14 protein-coding genes are annotated in these 17,210 nt (G+C 63.7%); 8 read left to right on the forward strand and 6 right to left on the reverse strand.

The window, feature by feature from the left end; genetic code table 11:
- Positions 1–288: 288 nt before the first annotated feature.
- Complete coding sequence (locus CQ12_RS16620) at positions 289–1,881, reverse strand: ABC transporter substrate-binding protein (protein ID WP_057836362.1); 1,593 nt, start codon at positions 1,879–1,881, stop codon at positions 289–291.
- Positions 1,882–1,915: 34 nt separating this feature from the next.
- Entirely contained in the window at positions 1,916–3,118 is a 1,203-nt protein-coding gene (locus CQ12_RS16625; protein WP_057836363.1) for a serine hydrolase domain-containing protein, read from the reverse strand.
- A gap of 233 nt (positions 3,119–3,351) precedes the next feature.
- Here CQ12_RS16625 and CQ12_RS16630 point away from each other — a divergent pair, with 233 nt between their 5' ends.
- The 4 genes from CQ12_RS16630 (at position 3,352) to CQ12_RS16650 (ending at position 8,250) form a co-directional block, all read left to right on the forward strand.
- Complete coding sequence (locus CQ12_RS16630) at positions 3,352–4,026, forward strand: response regulator transcription factor (RefSeq protein ID WP_057836364.1); 675 nt, start codon at positions 3,352–3,354, stop codon at positions 4,024–4,026.
- A gap of 209 nt (positions 4,027–4,235) precedes the next feature.
- The gene (locus CQ12_RS16635; protein WP_057836444.1) at positions 4,236–5,813 is read left to right on the forward strand and encodes a gamma-glutamyltransferase family protein; all 1,578 of its coding nucleotides are present in this window, start codon (positions 4,236–4,238) and stop codon (positions 5,811–5,813) included.
- Positions 5,814–5,917: 104 nt separating this feature from the next.
- Positions 5,918–7,942, forward strand: a complete 2,025-nt coding sequence (locus CQ12_RS16645) for a copper amine oxidase (RefSeq protein ID WP_198164180.1) — start codon at positions 5,918–5,920, stop codon at positions 7,940–7,942.
- A complete protein-coding gene (locus CQ12_RS16650) occupies positions 7,939–8,250 on the forward strand; it encodes a hypothetical protein (RefSeq protein WP_157088261.1) in 312 nt (103 codons plus the stop codon). The genes CQ12_RS16645 and CQ12_RS16650 overlap by 4 nt, the downstream gene beginning before the upstream one ends.
- Here the strand turns inward: CQ12_RS16650 and CQ12_RS16655 are convergent.
- Genes CQ12_RS16655 through CQ12_RS16665 form a run of 3 tightly spaced genes read right to left on the reverse strand, consistent with a single transcriptional unit; the run spans position 8,236 to position 11,516 of the window.
- Complete coding sequence (locus CQ12_RS16655; RefSeq protein ID WP_057836368.1) at positions 8,236–9,588, reverse strand: aspartate aminotransferase family protein; 1,353 nt, start codon at positions 9,586–9,588, stop codon at positions 8,236–8,238. The genes CQ12_RS16650 and CQ12_RS16655 overlap by 15 nt on opposite strands.
- 18 nt (positions 9,589–9,606) lie before the next feature.
- Positions 9,607–10,269: an HAD family hydrolase gene (locus tag CQ12_RS16660; protein WP_245309959.1), complete on the reverse strand. Its 663-nt coding sequence runs from the start codon at positions 10,267–10,269 to the stop codon at positions 9,607–9,609.
- A complete protein-coding gene (locus tag CQ12_RS16665; protein WP_057836370.1) occupies positions 10,266–11,516 on the reverse strand; it encodes a Tm-1-like ATP-binding domain-containing protein in 1,251 nt (416 codons plus the stop codon). The genes CQ12_RS16660 and CQ12_RS16665 overlap by 4 nt, the downstream gene beginning before the upstream one ends.
- Before the next feature lie 226 nt (positions 11,517–11,742).
- Between CQ12_RS16665 and CQ12_RS16670 the strand changes: the two genes are divergently transcribed.
- Genes CQ12_RS16670 through CQ12_RS16685 form a run of 4 tightly spaced genes read left to right on the forward strand, consistent with a single transcriptional unit; the run spans position 11,743 to position 16,180 of the window.
- Positions 11,743–13,227, forward strand: a complete 1,485-nt coding sequence (locus CQ12_RS16670) for an aldehyde dehydrogenase family protein (RefSeq protein WP_057836371.1) — start codon at positions 11,743–11,745, stop codon at positions 13,225–13,227.
- Entirely contained in the window at positions 13,224–14,612 is a 1,389-nt protein-coding gene (locus tag CQ12_RS16675) for a transaminase (RefSeq protein ID WP_057836372.1), read from the forward strand. The genes CQ12_RS16670 and CQ12_RS16675 overlap by 4 nt, the downstream gene beginning before the upstream one ends.
- On the forward strand, positions 14,612–15,409 hold the full coding sequence (locus CQ12_RS16680; protein WP_057836373.1) for an SDR family oxidoreductase: 798 nt from the start codon (positions 14,612–14,614) through the stop codon (positions 15,407–15,409). The genes CQ12_RS16675 and CQ12_RS16680 overlap by 1 nt, the downstream gene beginning before the upstream one ends.
- Positions 15,410–16,180: an SDR family NAD(P)-dependent oxidoreductase gene (locus CQ12_RS16685; protein WP_057836374.1), complete on the forward strand. Its 771-nt coding sequence runs from the start codon at positions 15,410–15,412 to the stop codon at positions 16,178–16,180.
- A 141-nt stretch (positions 16,181–16,321) separates the two neighbouring features.
- On the opposite strand, the gene CQ12_RS16690 is transcribed toward CQ12_RS16685, so the two are convergent.
- The gene (locus CQ12_RS16690; protein ID WP_057836375.1) at positions 16,322–17,206 is read right to left on the reverse strand and encodes an intradiol ring-cleavage dioxygenase; all 885 of its coding nucleotides are present in this window, start codon (positions 17,204–17,206) and stop codon (positions 16,322–16,324) included.
- Positions 17,207–17,210 lie beyond the last annotated feature (4 nt).

Raw genomic sequence — 17,210 nt, forward strand, 5'->3', positions numbered from 1 at the left:
ACGATTTGGGGCAGGCGTTTCGATCACCGCCGTGTCCAGTCTGGTAATGCAGGCGGTCCAGGCGACAAATCGGGCGAGGGGCGGCGATCGAGGCGATCGCGACGTCAATCAGTTAATCCACCAATGATCATGGCGTCGTCGTTCCAGGCCGAACGGTCCGCAACCCATTGTCCGCCGGCATCGCGGTTTGCGACGCGAAATTTCTCCGCAGATTCAAACTCCGCTCCGAAGCGAAGCGAGAGTTGTTTTCATCGTGTGAGTGGGAAAGCTACTTCCATCCCGCCGGCGTCAACCTGTCTTGTCCACGTTCCAGAACAACGGCACGGGGGCCCTGACGATGTTCTTCAGGGCTTTCCGGTTCGCGGCCGGCTGGTTGTATTGTCCAGTCGGCACGTGGGTGACCACCTCGTAGGCGCGAGCCTGGATGCGGTCGGCAAGGCCCTTCTGGTCGGACGGCGCCGCGCTTCTTGCGAAGCTGTCGCGCAGTCGCTCGAGCTCGGCGTCCTCCACCCAGCCGAAGAAACCGCCGTTCTTGCCCCTGCCGTTGATGCAGGCATTGCCGATCGGATTGATGAGGTCGGCGCACGCCCAGGTCGAGTGGTAGATCGACCAGCCGCCCTCGGCCGGCGGTTGTTGCTTGGCGCGCCGTGCGACCACCGATCCCCAATCCATGGCCTGCAGGTTGACGTTCATCCCGATCGAGCGCAGCGCCTCGGCGGTGACCGTGCCGAGCGCGGTGATGATTGGCGCATCGGTGGCATGCAGGATTGTGATCGGCTCGCCCTTGTAGCCGCCTTCCTTCAGAAGTGCCTTCGCCCTTGCCGTATCCGCCTTTGTCGACCAGCCGACTGAACTTTCGAACGGTGCGCCGGCAACAAAGATCGCCGGCGTGATCTTGTAGTATTCGGGATTTCCGATCTGCGTGTCGAGCCAGTCCTTCTGGTTCACGGCATGAAGCACGGCCTGGCGGATCTCCGGCTTGTCGAACGGCGGCACGAGCCAGTTCATCCGGCACATGCCGGAGAAGCCGAGCGTATTGTAGTCCGTGAACTCAACATTCGACGCACGCTTGATCATCGGATGATGGTCGTGCGGCGGCACCTCGAAATAGTCGATCTCGTCGTTGACCAGCGCATTGGTCGCGGTCTGGAAGTCCGGAATGCTGATCCATTCGTACCGGCCGATCTTCACCACCTTGCCGCCGCCGGTGCCGTCGGACGGCTCGTCGCGCGAAACATAGTCCGGATTCTTTTCGTAGACGGCCTTCGATCCCGGTTGAAATTCCGATGTCACGAAACGGAACGGTCCGGAGCCGAGATGATCGGTGATCGCCTGGTCGGCGGGCGTCGCGGCGATCCGGGCCGGCACGATGAACGGCACGTTGGCGGTCGGCTTGCCCAGCGCAGCGAGCACGAATCCGCAAGGCTCCTTCAGCACCATGCGGAAGGTCCGCTCGTCGACGGCCTTCAGTTCGGCGACGAATTCGAACAGCTTCTGCCCCATGGTGTCGCGCCTGGCCCAGCGCTGCAGGGACGGGATCACGTCTGATGACGTTACCGCAGTGCCGTCGTGGAATTTGAGGCCGGGCCGCAGGCGGAAGGTGTAGGTGAGGCTATCAGCGGAGACCTCCCAGGCCTCGACCATCTGCGGCTTGATCTCGAACTTCGAATTGGTCGAGAACAGCGTGTCGTAGATCATGTAGCCGTGGTTGCGCGCGGTCCACGCCGTCGTCATGATCGGATCGGTGGCGCGCAGCGGGGCATGCATGACAGCCGTAATCGTCTTCGACGACTGCGCCCGTGCGATGCGCGGCATTGCAAGGCCCAGCGTCGCGCCGGCGCCGATCCGAAAGAGGTGACGCCGATCGATCGATTGCCCCATGACCCATTCCTCCTTGTCGCGACCGGAAATTCCCTCAGGCCTTGCCGCTCAGCCTGCTGGCGATGGCGCGGTAGCCGCGCAACCACATGTGATCGAGATCCAGATCCATCGGCAAAGCCTGTGACGAGACGCGCGCAATCACCGTTTCGTTCGCCGGATCGATGTAGACCCACTGGCCATGAATGCCGATCGCGGCGAAGGGTGTCTGGCCACGCTCGATCGTGTACCACTTGCTGCGGTAATTGCCGTTCGGAAACACCTTCGTCAGATCGCCCCGCGACCACGCTTCGGCATTGCCGTTGTGCCTGATGTCGTGGATCCATCGGCTCGGCACCACCTGCCGTCCGTTGCTGACGCCGTGATTGCGCATCATCTCGCCGAAGCGGGCGAGATCGCGCACGGTTGCGCATATGCCGCCGGCGACACGCGCCGCGCCCCGGGAATCGACCGTGATATAGGCGTCGTGCTCGGCGCCCATCGGTTCCCAGAGATAGTGCGAGACGATCCTGGCGTAGGACATTCCGCAGGCGCGCTCATAGACCCAGCCCAGCACGTCGGTGTTGGTCGAAACATAGTGAAAGGCGTGGCCGTGCGGCTTGCCGTCCGGCCGCAGCGTTTGCAGGTACTGGCGCAGGTGGGTCGGCGGGACGGTTGCATCGAACGGCTCCCATCCGGTGGAACGGCGGTAATTGATGACGTCGCCCTCGCGCGCCATGTAGTCTTCGTCGAAGTGAATGCCGACGCTCATGTCGAGCAGGTGTCGCACCGTGCACCCGTCGCCGTAGACCGATCCTCTCATCTCCGGGATGTACTGCGTAACGGGGGCATCGGGGTCGAGCTTGCCGCGGTCGACCAGGATGCCGGCCAGCGTTCCCGCAATCGACTTGCTGACGGAAAAAATCAGATGCGGTGCGTCCGGCGTCAGGCCATGGGCGTACCACTCGGCGACGATCCGTCCGCGGTGAGACACCACGAAACCGTCAGTGTGGCTCGTCCGCAGGGCCTCGCCAACATCGATCGTCTCACCACGCGGGTTCGCAAAGGCAACGTCCTCCAGATAGGCTTGCGCAAAGGAAAGCGACGTCGGTTCACGGGAGCGTGCGATGTTGGCTGTGGGCAGCAATTCGCGCACGTTGCGGAAAGCCCATTCGCTGAACGGATGCTGCCGCCAGTTCGCGAGCGTCACCTGCGCGTCGGCGGTCGGCGGGAAGGCGGCCATGATGTGGCGTGAGTTCATTCCTGGTCCGGCACTGGCTTCGAAACAGCGTCAGAATTCTGCATGCGTCGCCTGGCCCGCAATCAACCGGATGGTGGAGGCTCTCGACCGGTTACGTCGTCGTAACCGCATCGAACATCCACGGGGCGACCGTTTGGCCTGCATTTTGCTTGACTATGCGGCGCGCCTGTCCCAGCGTCGCTGGCTGCGACGCGCAGACGTCCGCCATCGAGGGAACAGTCGGGAGGTAGGCCATGATTGCGCTATTGGGCCGATCGGATCAGGCAACCACGCAAGCCATCCATTTCGCGAGGGGGATTCTCGAAGGTTCTGCGACCGCGTTTTATGAGGTCGACAGCCACCTCAATCAGAATCGCTTTGTGCTCAGCGGCGGCGTTCCGACGGGCTTTCACGACCAGTATCTGGCTGGGATGAATCGGCTCGATCCGTTGCATCCGCGCGCTGCGGCCAAACAGCCGTTTGCGCGGCTCAGCGTCGCTATCGATCAATGCGGGACCGCCGACGCGGCCACCTATCGCACCTTCGCCGGCCAATGCGGCATCGCCGACATGATCGAATTCTTCTTCCGCCGCAACGACCGGATCGTTGCCGGAATGTGTGTGCTTTGGGGGCAGGGCTGCAAGATTCCCGATGGCACCATGAACATCGCCGAAAAGATCCACGACTATCTCGAGTTCAACCTGACCAGCCGCCTGTCATCCACGTCGGACGAGCCCGCACGCTATGGCCTGACGGCACGCGAACTCGAGGTCGTCGAGCTCCTGTGCTGCGGCCGGACCAATCGCGAGATCAGCGAGTGCTTGAACATTGGCCTTGCGACCGTGAAAACGCACCTGATCCATATTTTCGAGAAGCTCGGCGTCGAGACGCGCTCAGCCGTCGTCGCGCTGATGTCGCGGCCGCACTGACGGTACGACGTCCTGTATCCGAATAAACGTTAGCGCCGTTCGCTTGCGCGGGCCCTTGCTGCGGCGGGGCTTTGGGTTGCCATTCCATCCACCGTTCGGTTGATTGCTACCGCATGCGCGGTAAGTCGAGACTCCGAATGATCGGCGTCGTTTTCGACAGTGTTGGCGAGCGGCTCCCGCTGTCACCAACTCAGCTTCAAGGAAACGACATGCGTGATTTCATGGCCATTGCCCGTTCGGTGGCGGTTGCGGAAAAAGGCATGGCCGCGACATCGCACCCGCAGGCGACGCTTGCCGCAGTCGAGATATTGAAGGCCGGCGGCAACGCAGTCGATGCGGCGATCGCCGCAGTCGCTGTGCAAGGCGTCGTCGAGCCGCAGATGACCGGGATCGGCGGCGATTGCTTTGCGCTGTATTCGCCAAAGGGCGGCGAGCCGATCGCGCTCAACGGATCGGGCCGCACGCCGGCAAGGACCGATAGCGGCAAATATGCGCACGGGGCGCAGCGGGACATTCCGCCGACCTCTCCGGAGTCGGTTACCGTGCCGGGCGCCATCGATGCCTGGTGCCGTCTGGTTGCCGATCACGGCAGCAAATCGCTCGAGGAGATCTTTCGTCCGGCGATCGCGGCTGCGGAGCAGGGGTTCTGCATCACGCCGCGCGTCGCGGAGGACTGGCGCCGGTTTCGCGCCCGCATCGAGATCGATGCCAATGCCAGGGCGCATTTCCTTCCCGGCGATCAAACACCGGCGGTCGGCGACATCCGCGTACAGCTGGCCCTTGGCAAGACCTTTCGAAACATCGCGCGTCACGGGCGTGACGCATTCTATGCGGGCGAGGCCGCCGACGAGATGGTCGGCATTCTCAGGGGATTGGGCGGCGCCCATGAGGCCGATGACTTTGCCGCGCAGACGTCTGACTATGTGACTCCGATCTCCGCGCGTTATCACGATCACGACGTGGTCGAATGTCCGCCGAACGGGCAGGGTCTTGCCGCCTTGATGATCCTGCGGACACTGGCCGGATTCGATGTCGGCGCGCTGACGCCGGCTGACCGCATCCATCTTCTCGCCGAAGCGACCAAGGCTGCCTACCGCGCGCGCGATGCATTCTTCTGTGACCCCGCGACCGGCAATATCGATCCGGCGTCGTTCCTGACCGAGGATTACATCGGGAGGATCCGCCAGCGGATCGACATGACGCGCGCATCCGGAGCGGCAACCTGGGACGACATCGAGCACCGCGACACGGTTTACGTCACCGTGGTTGACCGCGACCTCAACGCGATCTCGCTGATCAATTCGCTGTTCTATCCGTTCGGCAGCGGCATCTACGCACCGAAGTCGGGGATCTTGTTGCACAATCGCGGCTGGAGCTTTCGGGCCAAGCCCGGGCATCTCAATTCGCTGGGGCCGCGCAAGCGCCCGATGCACACCATCATTCCCGGCATGCTGCGGAAGGACGGCCGTACCGTGATGTCGTTCGGCGTGATGGGTGGACACTATCAGGCCGCAGGGCATGCCAATCTGCTGTCGAACATCTTCGACATGAAGATGGATATCCAGGCCGCGGCGGAGGCGCCGCGCTCGTTCGCCTTCGACGGCGTGCTCTCGCTCGAGTCAACGATTGCTCCCGCAATCCGGGACGATCTGTTGGCGCGCGGACATGATGCGCGCTTCTCCGAAGAGCCGATCGGCGGATGCCAGGCGATCCGCATCGATCATGCGCGCGGCGTGCTGTTCGGTGCCTCCGACCATCGCAAGGATGGATTGGCGCTGGGCTTCTGAGAAGAGCGGTTGTTTATTGAGATGAAACGGCCGGCTTGACTGCTTTCATGCCGCCGCCATCTTTATAGAGAAGCTGAGACGACGGATCGATGGCGGAGGGCGGCATGGCTTGGAGATCACGAACATCACGGCTTTGCAGCCGGGCTCTCGGCAGCCTGGTCGCCGGCGTTCTTGCCTCGACCGCCGCGTCGCACGCCGAAACCAGGATCTCGCCATTGGCGTCCCCAACCCACCCCATGGATGGGTTGACTGCGGACGAGATACGGGCGGGCGTCGACGTGCTCCGCGGCGCCGGGAAGTTCGGCGATGCCGGCCGCATCGTCTTCATGACGCTGGATGAGAACGCCAAGGATGAGGTTCGGGCGTGGCGTCCTGGACAGGCATTCAAGCGCCGTGCCGTGGCGACGCTGCTCAATGACGGCCGTCTCTACGAAGCGCGGCTCGATCTCAATGCGCGGAGCCTGGTCCGTTGGGACGAGATCGGGGATCGGAAGCCAGCACTGATCATCGAGGAATTGATGTCCGCGGGCGAATTGCCGAAGCTTGATCCGCGATGGATCGCTGCGATGGCCAAGCGCGGCATCACGGACTTCAAGAATGTGCTGTGCCTTCCGCTCACCGTCGGTCCTGTTGTCGATCCCGCGCTCAAGGGCCATCGGCTCTTGAACGTGCCCTGTGTCGATACGACGGGCGCCGGCAATAACCTGTGGGGCAAGCCGATCGAGAACCTGATCGCGCTGGTGGACCTCAGCGCCAGGCAGGTGGTGTCGGTGACCGATCTCGGCGTGGTCCCGCCGCCCGCGAACACGCCATCGCATGCCTATGCCGATTCCGGCAAGTATCGCGCCGTGCCGCGGCCGATCGAGATTTCATCGCCGCAGGGCACGAACGTGACGGTGGAGGGCGGGCAGGTCCGTTGGGACAACTGGTCTTTCCATGTTCGCCTCGAGCCGCGCGTCGGTGCGGTGCTGTCGCTGATACGATACGACGACCGAGGCACGCAGCGCGACATCGCCTACCAGCTTTCGGCGAGCGAGATGTTCGTCCCCTATATGGATCCGATGCAGACATGGCAGTTCCGGGCCTATATGGACATCGGCGAATACGGCTTTGGCGTGCTGTCGAGCGAGTTGCGCCCCCGCGAGGATTGTCCCGGCAGTGCGCACTTCCTTGATTTGACGATATCTGGCAACAAGGGAGCGCCGATCGTTTCGCGGGGGGCGGTGTGCATTTTCGAGCGGCCGACCGGGGATCCGATCTGGCGTCACGCCGAGATGATCAACAGCACCGTCGAGACGCGGCCCAATACCGAACTCGTGGTGCGGATGGCGCCGGTCGTCGGCAATTATGACTATCTCGTTGACTATGTGTTTGACCGCGCCGGCAACATCGATGTGAAACTCGGCGCCTACGGCATCGACGCCACCAAGGGCGTGACGAGCCGAAACATGAGCGATCCGACCGCGGCGCAGGATACGGCCTATGGCACGCTGGTCGACGAGCGGCTGCTGGCGGTCAATCACGATCACTACATGACGTTCCGGATCGACATGGATGTCGACGGCACCGGCAACCGCCTGGTCGAGGATCGCTTCGGCGTTCGCCGATTGACCGGGGAGGGCTCGCGAAAAAGCCTATGGCAGGTCGAGACACGGCCCGTCGCAACGGAGGGGCCGGTCACGACGCCGCTGAATGCGGCCCAGTTCAGGATCGAAAGCGCTGGCAAGACCAACAAGCTGGGTTACCGCACCAGCTATCAGCTCATGCCCGGCCATTCCGACACCTCCTTGCTCGCCAAGGACGACCCGATCCAGCTTCGCGCCGGCTTCAGCGGCTACACGTTGTGGGCGTCCGCATACGATAAAGAAGAGAAATATGCGGCGGGTCTCTATCCCAACCAGAACGCCGATGTCGATGGTTTGCCGAAATGGGTTGCAGCCAAACGCCCGATCGAGGATCGCGATCTCGTGATGTGGTACACGGTCGGCTTCCGCCACGTGCCCCGCGCCGAGGATTGGCCTGTCATGCCGGGCCTGTGGCACGGTTTCCGCCTGCGTCCGTTCAACTTCTTCGACCGCAATCCGGCGCTCGACGTGCCGCCTGTGGTCGAAGCAAAGGGCGCGAAATGATCCGCCGTATGCACCGGCTTTGCGCCGTCACCTGCGTCCTGCTGCCGCTTATGGTGGCGGCCGGCGGCGCGACGGCATCTTCCGCTGTCGTCGGCGAGGAAACGTCCTTGCTTTATCTGAGCGCGGATGACTGGAACCAGCAGCCGGCTACACGCAAGATCGCGCTCGCGGCCGATTTCATGCGGGTGTTCTGCACCAGCCCGACCATGTCTCCGGCGTCGCTCGCCGATTGTCTCGACAGGGACCGTGCCAATGGCGCGCTGTTCGAGCGCGCCATTGGCTGCGCGAGCGCCTTAGCTGGCCGCTGAAAGGCCGGCGCTGATCCCCTCGGCCATCCTGGTTACATCGGCCGATGTCAGGATGAGGGGCGGCGACAGGATGATGTTGTTGCCGGACACCCGGACCATCACGCCGGCCTCATAGGTAGCGTCAGCGACCTTCGCCATCGTTTTCTTGTCCGCCGGCTTCTTGCTGTCTCGATCGGCAACCAGCTCGATCGCGGCCATCAGTCCCTTACTGCGTACGTCGCCAACGCTCGGATGCCGCGCCTTGAGCTGCGCAAGCGCGTCGGCGAGGTCCTTGCCGCGCGCGGCGGCATTCTCGTCGAGCTTGAGGCGCCGGGTCTCGGCGAGCGCCGCGACGCCCGCGGCGCATCCGACCGGATGCCCTGAATAGGTGTAACCGTGCCCGATCGAGCTAAAGGAGGTCGTATCCGCCTCAAAGGCTTCCGCGATCTTCTCGCCGATCAGCGTTGCCCCGAGCGGGAAGTATCCTGATGTGATCGCCTTGGCGATCGTCATCATGTCGGGTTTCACGCCCCACAGCCTTGAGCCCGACCAAGCGCCGGTGCGGCCGAAACCGGTGACGACTTCGTCTGAAATCATCAGGATGCCATGGCGGTCGCAGATCTCGCGCGCCAGCTTCATGAAGTTGTCGGGCGGCACGATCACGCCGCCGGCGCCCAGCACCGGCTCCATGATGAAGGCTGCGATCGTATCGGCACCCTGGAAGGTGATCTCGTCTTCCATGGCGGCCGCACAAAGCTGCGCGAGCTTGATGGGATCGGTCTCATTGAAGGGATTGCGGTAGGTCCAGGGCGCGGGGATATGGAATACGCCGGGCAACAGCGGCTCGTAGTTGCGGCGGAAATTGGCGTTACCGTTGACGGAAGCGCCGCCGAAATGCGTGCCGTGATAGCCCTTCTTCAGCGCCAGGAATTTGGTGCGATCGGCCTGTCCCTTGATCTTCCAGTATTGCCGCGCGAGCCGCAGCGCCGACTCGACGGAGTCCGATCCGCCCGAGGTGAAGAAGGCGCGGACCATGCCTTCCGGCTTGAACCATTCGGTGAGTTCGTAGGCGAGTTCGATCGAGGGGCCGGTCGAAGCGCCGCGGAAGCCGGAATAATAGGGCAGTGCGTCGAGCTGGTCCGTGATCGCCTTCTTGATGGGATCGCAGCTATAGCCGAGATTGACGTTCCACAGGCCGCCGACGGCGTCGAGAACGGTGCGCCCGTCGATGTCGGTGACGTGAACGCCTTCGCCCTTCATGATGATGCGCGGCGGCTGCGCCCGCATCTCGGCGGGATGCGCCATCGGGTGCCAGATCGGCTTGGCGTTGTTCTCAACCAGGAAATTCTTGTCGCGCATGGTGGCCCTCTGTCCGGCTCAATCGTATTCCAGTCCGAAATGACGGAGCGCCTCACTATACGACGCCCTGGGATTCCTCACGTCGAACAAAACCGTGCGCATGTTGCATGCGGCTGCGCCCGCGATGTTCCGGCGCTGGTCGTCGACAAAGACGCAATCTTCCGCCGCCAGCGCCAGCGCATCGAGCACACCATGATAGGCGCGCGGGTCCGGCTTCAGGATATTGGTATGCGTTGCATCGACGATCGCGTCGAACCGCGCCAGAACGGGGAGCCGGCTGCGGAAGTCGACGCCATAGAACAGGTCGAGTTCGTTTGAGAGGATGGCGAGCCTGAAGCCGGCATCACCAACGATCCGGATCACGTGGTCCGCCTCGGGGCGGATCACCGTCGCGGGGTCGGCGCCACGCGCCCGCTTCACGAATGTTTCCATATCCGGCCAGTCCTCGCCGAGCATGCGCCCGACCTCGCGACTGCGCATCAGCCAGTAATCACGCTCCGAAATCTCACCGCGCTGCATCGAAGCCCAGAGCGGGTCGCTGTCCGGTGCGAACGGGCCGAGCCATTTCAGCGTGCACGGAGCGAGGCCGAGCGCCTGCTCGGTCAGGTCATGGGTTTCGAACAATGTCTTCGAGATGACCCCGCCGAAATCCAGCACCAGCGCCTGTGCGGGGTTTCTCACGCCGCGACCGTCGTCTTGCCGGCGGGGACGATGCCGGCCGCGACCCATTTGTCGAAGATTTGCAGCACCCTTTCGTTGAACGCGGCGCTGTTGATGTGTTCCTTGATCTCATGCAACTCGACGGGCGGCGCGACCGCCGATCGCATCTCGCTGACGAAGGCGGAGAGGCCCTCGGGATCGTGCAAGGCTTCGCCCTCGCGATCCCATTGCTGGATGCCGCCGGCCGGCAGCACGAATGCGACCGGTGCCCTGGCTTGCGACAGTTTGTTCGCAATCGCCCGCGCGATCCGGCGGCGGTCGTCGGGGCGGGAGGTTGCAGATGCGAGCAAGCGGTTATGGGCGTGAAAGGGCCGCTCGACCAATTCCTTCGGCGTCGGCAGCCACGCCGGGAAATCGACCATGTCGATGGCGCCGGGGGCGACGATCTGCGGGGTTCCTGCCTTGCCTGCGTTTTCCAGCCGGTCCGCGCCCGAGTTTACCACCGAACCCGTGAGCTGGTTGGCGACCTCCTGCAGGCTCAGGTCCAGCACTGCCGCGAAGCCGCCTTGCGCAGCGATCGATTCCATCGCGCGGCCGCCCATGCCGGTGGTGTGGAAGACGACGACTTCGTAGCCGCGCCGTTCGAGTTGCGGCTTCAGTTCCACCATATAGCTGAGGCAGCTCTTTCCCAGCGAGGTGATCGCGACCACCGGCCGCTCGTTCCGCGGCCTGATGGTGCTCCGCGCCGCGCCGACGATCGCACCGCAGGCCTGCGTCAGCACCGCCTTGCATGTGCCGTTGAGGCCGTAAAGTCCGCCAGCCCACAGGATCATCATCAGGTCCGCGGCGATGCGTTCGGGCGGGATCAGGTGGGAGAATGCGACCGTCGAAACGATAAGCTTCGGCATCCCCAACGGCAGCGCCTGCGCGACGTCGAGCGCGAGGTCGGTTCCCATGGTGCCGCCGATGGCGATGACGGCGTCGATGGCGTCGTCTTGCGCGAGGTCGCGGGTCAGGTTTGCGGCGCCGATCGCCATCAGCGACATCGCCGAGTTCTCGTCGCCACTGGCGGCAATCACCTCAATGGTCGTCTGCGCCGCCGCCGCCACCGCGTGCTTGTCGTAACGGGCCGCATAGGGTGGATCGCCGAGCACGCTGATGTCCATCATGATCGGTTCGCCGCCGGCCTTGGCGATGCAGTCGCTCATGAACAGGAGCTCGTCGGCCTTGGTGTCTCCGGTTCCGATCAGGAGGATTCGCGGCTTCATCTTGGCATGACCTGTCAGTGCTGGCCGGCGGGCGCGTGGGAGGGGCAAACGACTGGTTGGCAACGCGCGGGCAAGCCGTTCGGCCATCGAAGCCACGCTATGGGCCGGCGGGTCGCCATGGCATCAACCTATCGGTTGATTGCTGCCAAGGCATTGAAATGGCGAGGATCGTGGCATCCGAGCGACGCCGCAGGTGTCTGCTACCCAACCGGCTCCATTGGATCAAATGCAGCAAGCCCAGATCGATCGATTGCGGTCGGCCGCCATTCCGGCCCAACAGCTTTTCGTCGGCGGCCAGCCCATGACGGCGATCAGCGAAGCACGGCTGGACGTCTTGTCGCCGATCGATGGCCGGGTGCTGACGACGATCGCTGACGGCGGTGCTGCCGATATCGACCTGGCGGTGAAGCGCGCGCGACGGGCTTTCGACGAGGGAAGCTGGTCGAGGGCGGCGCCTGCGCAGCGCAAGAAAGTCCTGCTGCGCTTTGCCGATCTCATCGAGCAGCACGCGCTCGAGATCGCCGTGCTCGGCGTGCGCGACAATGGCACCGAGATTGGCATGGCCTACAAGGCCGAGCCGCTTTCGGCGGCTGGAACCATCCGCTACTACGCCGAGGCGATCGACAAAATCTATGGCGAGATTGCGCCGACCGGCCGCGATGTCCTCGGCCTCGTCCATCGCGAGCCGCTCGGTGTGGTCGGCGTGATCGTGCCCTGGAATTTTCCGCTGATGATCGGCGCCTGGAAGATCGGCCCGGCGCTCGCGGCCGGGAACTCGGTCGTTGTCAAGCCGCCGGAGATCGCATCGCTCACCTTGCTGCGGCTCGCGGCGCTGGCGAGCGAGGCGGGCCTGCCCGATGGCGTCTTGAATGTCGTCACCGGCCGCGGTGCGTCGGCCGGCGAGGCGCTCGCCCTGCACATGGATGTCGACGTGCTTGCCTTTACCGGCTCGGGTGCGGTTGGCCGGCGGTTGCTGGAGTGCTCCGCGCGGTCGAACCTGAAACGCGTCCATCTCGAACTCGGCGGAAAGTCTCCGAACATCGTCTTTGCCGACGTTCCGGACATCAAGCATGCGGCAAAAGTGTCGGCGAACGGGATCTTCCGGAATTCGGGTCAGGTCTGCGTTGCCGGCTCGCGGTTGATCGTGCAGTCGCAGGTCTACGAACATTTCATGGGTGAGCTGCTTGTAGCAACGGCGAAGCTCAGGGTCGGAGATCCCCTTGACCTGACGTCGGACATCGGTGCGATTTCGAGCGCGGCGCAATTGCGCAAGAATCTCGGCGCGGCCACCCGCGCCGAGGCGCAGGGCGCGAAACGATTGGCCGGCGGCAAACAGATCCGCATCGAGAGTGGCGGGAACTTCATGTCGCCCGCGATCTTCGCCGATGTCACGCCGAAGATGGATTTGTGGCAGGAGGAAGTGTTTGGACCCGTTCTCGCGGTCACCCGTTTCGACCACGAGGAAGAGGCGGTCGGTCTCGCGAACGCGTCGTCCTTTGGGCTCGCGTCGGCGGTCTGGACCGGTAGCCTGTCGACCGCCCACCGTATGGTGCGCGCCGTCCATGCCGGCGTCGTTCATGTCAACACCTATGGTGGGGCCGATATCAGCGTGCCTCTGGGGGGATTCAAGCAGTCAGGATTCGGGCGCGATAAATCGCTTCATGCGCTCGACGCCTACACCGATCTCAAGACGGCGTGGATCGCGCTATGACCGTTACAACTGTGGAGCGCGCGGACATTTTGGGCGGCCTGATCGACGCCGAGCAGGATCGATTTCGAGAATCCCACCCGCGCTCGGCGGAAGCATGGCAGCAGGGAAAGCGGCATTTTCTCTATGGCGGTCCGTCGCACTGGATGCGTCGCTGGGCCGGAGGCTTCCCGATCTATGTCGATGAGGCGAGTGGCGCGCATATCCGCGACATTGACGGGCGCGATTATGTCGATTTCTGTCTCGGCGACACCGGCGGCATGTGCGGCCACGCACCCGAGGCAGTTACCGACGCGGCGCTGCGTCAGTTCAGGCGCGGCACGACGACGATGCTGCCGACCGAGGACAGTCTGTGGGTCGGCGCGGAGTTGTCCCGCCGCTTCGGTCCGCGACACTGGACGTTGACGACCTCGGCGACCGACGCCAACCGCGCCGCGATCCGCATCGCGCGCATGATCACTGGCCGCCCCAAGGTGCTGGTGTTCTCCGGCTGTTATCACGGCGGAGTCGAGGAGGCGCATGTCGAGATCCGCAACGGTCGCGTCGGCATGCGCAACATGATCCATCCCAACGGCATTGATCATGACGCCGTGACCCGTGTCGTCGAGTTCAACGATGTCGCGGCGCTGGAGGCGGCGCTGGCGCATGACGATGTGGCCTGCGTGCTGACCGAGCCGCTGATGACGAATTTCGGCATGATCCCTGTCGATGCCGAGTTTCACCACACCTTGCGCGACCTCACCCGGCGCGCCGGCACCATGCTCGTCATCGACGAGACGCATACGCTGTCCTGCGGACCGGGCGGCTACACCCAGGCCAACCGTTTGCAGCCCGACATTTTTGTCACCGGCAAGGCGATCGCGGGTGGTATTCCCGCCGGCGTCTTCGGCCTGGGTCAGGAGATCGCCGAACGTCTGTGGAAGATCGTGCCGTACGTCAATCCGCGCGAGCGGCAATCCGCCCATCTTGGGTTCGGCGGCACGCTCGCCGGAAATGCGCTGACGATTGCGACCATGCGCGCCGTGCTGGAGAAGGTGCTGACGCCCGTCAATTACCAACACATGATTGCGACGGCGACACGGCTGGCGAGCGAGACCCGCGGGCTGATCGAGACCAACCGTCTCCCCTGGCATGTCACGCAGATCGGGGCGCGCGCCGAGATCATGTTCATGCCGCATCCGCCGCGCAGCGGTGCCGATGTCATTGCCGGCCGGCAGCCGGACTTGGAGACGCTGCTGCATGCGTTCTACATGAACGAAGGTATTTTGGTGACCCCGTTCCACACCATGCTGCTGATGTGCCCTGCGACATCGGCGCGCGATGTGGAGCGACATACCGCGGTCTTCGCGCAATTCATCGATCTGCTGCGTCAATCCGGGGTGATCTGATGCCAAAGCAGCCGTTCGACCTTTCGGGAAGGGTCGCTATCGTCACCGGTGGGGGCAGGGGCATCGGCGCTGCAATCGTCACACGGTTTGCGGAGGCTGGCGCCACCGTCGTGATCGCGAACCGGACGCAGGATGTTGCGGAAACCCTGGCAGGGGAGCTCGTGGCCGACGGATTGACGGTGCATTGCATTCCGTTCGACAAGCTCGACCGCGACGGCCTGCGTGTCATGGTCGAACGCGTCGCCGCGCAACATGGCCGGCTCGATATCGTCGTGCATAATGCCGGCGGCTGCCCGTGGTCGTCGCTCGAAGAACTCGATGAAGCCGGGCTGGACGAAGCGCTGGCGTTGAATCTCAATCCGAGCTTCTGGCTGGCGCAGCCTGCAATCCCGCATATGCGCGCGAACGGCTTTGGACGGATCCTCGTGACGTCCTCGGTGTCTGCGCGCCTTGCGATGGGTGGCGGCGCGCACTACTCGGCGGCCAAGGCCGGCGTCAACGCATTCATTCGTGGCGCCGCGTTCGAATTGGCGCGGGATGGCATCACCGTCAACGGCGTTGAAGCCGGCTTCATTGCCAAACCGGGCCGCGGCACCATGAGCGCACCGGAGAACCGCGCGAAGCTCGAACGCTTCATCCCGGTCGGGCGCATGGGGAGCCCCGACGATGTCGGCTGCGCCATGCTTTTTCTCGCTTCCGTCGAGGCCAAATATGTCACCGGGCAAACCATTGTCGTCGACGGCGGCGCGAGCCTGCCGGAGACCGGATTTGCCGTCGAACGGCAATGGGGATTGTAGATGTCGCGGCTTGCGGGCAGGACGGCGCTCGTCACGGGCGCGGCAACCGGCATCGGCCGGGCAACGGCGTTGCTGTTGGCCCGGAACGGCGCGCGCGTCGTGTTGTTCGGCCTTGGCGGCGCCGATCTCGACGAGACCGCCGCAGAAGCCGGCGGTCAAGCGGTCCACGGCGATGTCACGAAGATCGCCGATATTGCACGGGCGATCGACGATTGTGGTTCACGGCTCGATATCGTGGTGAACGCGGCCGGCCTGATCGTTCCGGATCAACCTGTGAACGTGTCCGACGAGGTCTGGGCCAGGACGCTCGATGTCAATCTGACCGGGACGATGCGAGTGTGCCGCGCCGCCTTGCCGCTGCTCAGCGAGAGGGGCGGGGCCATCGTGAACATCGCTTCCGTTGCGGCATTCAATGCAAGCCCGGACAGCGCGAGCTACGCGGCGAGCAAGGCGGCCGTCGTCGCCTATACCCGCTCGCTCGCCTATGCGCATGGCTCGGACGGCATACGCGCCAATGCGGTTGCACCGGGCTGGGTGCGAACGCCGATGAGCGCCTACGAAATGCGCTTGCTTGCGGAACAGAACGGCACGACGGCGGAAGCTGAATTCCAATCGGTCGAGCGGCGGATCGCGCTCGGACGAATGGCGGCGCCTGCAGAAATTGCCGCTTGCTGCCTCTTCCTGGTATCCGACGACGCGTCCTTTGTCACAGGAGCGGTTCTCGTCGCGGATGGGGGCGGGCGCTCTCCTACTCAGAACCGCGCGGTGTGACGCGCCCGGATGCAGCAGGCATCGCCTTTTCCAGATTTGAGCGGTTGTCGTCAGCCCATTGCCCGGAACTCATTTCTCTCGTTCATGTGCAAAGCCTGTCATTCCGGCGCGATCGTCGTATCTTCGAGCACGAAAACCGGATCAAGCCGCCCGGGCATCGCGCGTCGCCAGTTTGAGCCCGAAATCGTAGTTCAGGTGGAAATAGTCCGTGTTCATCATACGACCATCCGGCGCGGAGCCTGGTGGTCGGCGAGCGAACTCCCGGATCAGGCTGTCCTTGACGCCGAATACGACGTCGGAATCGAGGTACTTGTCGTCAGCCACAAACACATGTGTCACGAGTTGCTCGTATCCGGGTGCCGAGATCATGAAGTGCACATGCGCGGGTCGCCAGGGGTGCCGGCCCTGCGCTTCCAGCATCTGGCCGACGGGGCCATCGTGCGGAATCGGATAAGCCGCCGGCCTAATCGACCAGAAATGGAATCGCCCGTTGTTGTCGGTATGGAAACGGGCCCGCATAGCCAGGTCGCCGATCTTGTCGAGCTGCTGCACGTCGTAATAGCCGTCGTCGTCCGAGTGCCAGACGTCAACCACGGCGCCGGCGAGTGGCTTGCCATCGACAGACGAAACCGAACCGGTCACGATCATGGCGTCACCTTCCATGGCGCCGGAGATATCGTCTCCATTCTGTTTCTCCGGCGCGGCCTGTACGAAGAAGGGGCCGAGTACCGTGGTTTCAGTGGCGCCTTCCGGTACCGGATGATTGATCGCATCGACCAGCATTGATACGCCGAGCGTATCCGACAGCAGGATGAATTCCTGGCGCTTGTCGTTGCACATGTGGCCGGTGCGCGTGAGGAAGTCGATGCCGTATTCCCATTCCTTCTGGGTCGGACGCACCTCGCGCACAAAGGCATGAAGATGCCGTACCAGCGCTTCGCTGATTTGCAGGACGCGCGGTTCGCTGGCGCCGCTGATCCGCTCAAGCACCGCATTGGTGATCGTATTCTCGTTGAAGTTTCGCATGAAG

The sequence above is a fragment of the Bradyrhizobium jicamae genome (genome assembly GCF_001440395.1).
Lineage (GTDB): Bacteria > Pseudomonadota > Alphaproteobacteria > Rhizobiales > Xanthobacteraceae > Bradyrhizobium > Bradyrhizobium jicamae.

Bases quoted from the DNA above. Each gene is read 5' to 3' on its own strand.
- CQ12_RS16620 (WP_057836362.1), bottom strand. From the start codon at position 1,881: ATGGGGCAATCGATCGATCGGCGTCACCTCTTTCGGATCGGCGCCGGC.
- CQ12_RS16625 (WP_057836363.1), bottom strand. From the start codon at position 3,118: ATGAACTCACGCCACATCATGGCCGCCTTCCCGCCGACCGCCGACGCG.
- CQ12_RS16630 (WP_057836364.1), top strand. From the start codon at position 3,352: ATGATTGCGCTATTGGGCCGATCGGATCAGGCAACCACGCAAGCCATC.
- CQ12_RS16635 (WP_057836444.1), top strand. From the start codon at position 4,236: ATGCGTGATTTCATGGCCATTGCCCGTTCGGTGGCGGTTGCGGAAAAA.
- CQ12_RS16645 (WP_198164180.1), top strand. From the start codon at position 5,918: ATGGCTTGGAGATCACGAACATCACGGCTTTGCAGCCGGGCTCTCGGC.
- CQ12_RS16650 (WP_157088261.1), top strand. From the start codon at position 7,939: ATGATCCGCCGTATGCACCGGCTTTGCGCCGTCACCTGCGTCCTGCTG.
- CQ12_RS16655 (WP_057836368.1), bottom strand. From the start codon at position 9,588: ATGCGCGACAAGAATTTCCTGGTTGAGAACAACGCCAAGCCGATCTGG.
- CQ12_RS16665 (WP_057836370.1), bottom strand. From the start codon at position 11,516: ATGAAGCCGCGAATCCTCCTGATCGGAACCGGAGACACCAAGGCCGAC.
- CQ12_RS16670 (WP_057836371.1), top strand. From the start codon at position 11,743: ATGCAGCAAGCCCAGATCGATCGATTGCGGTCGGCCGCCATTCCGGCC.
- CQ12_RS16675 (WP_057836372.1), top strand. From the start codon at position 13,224: ATGACCGTTACAACTGTGGAGCGCGCGGACATTTTGGGCGGCCTGATC.
- CQ12_RS16680 (WP_057836373.1), top strand. From the start codon at position 14,612: ATGCCAAAGCAGCCGTTCGACCTTTCGGGAAGGGTCGCTATCGTCACC.
- CQ12_RS16685 (WP_057836374.1), top strand. From the start codon at position 15,410: ATGTCGCGGCTTGCGGGCAGGACGGCGCTCGTCACGGGCGCGGCAACC.
- CQ12_RS16690 (WP_057836375.1), bottom strand. From the start codon at position 17,206: ATGCGAAACTTCAACGAGAATACGATCACCAATGCGGTGCTTGAGCGG.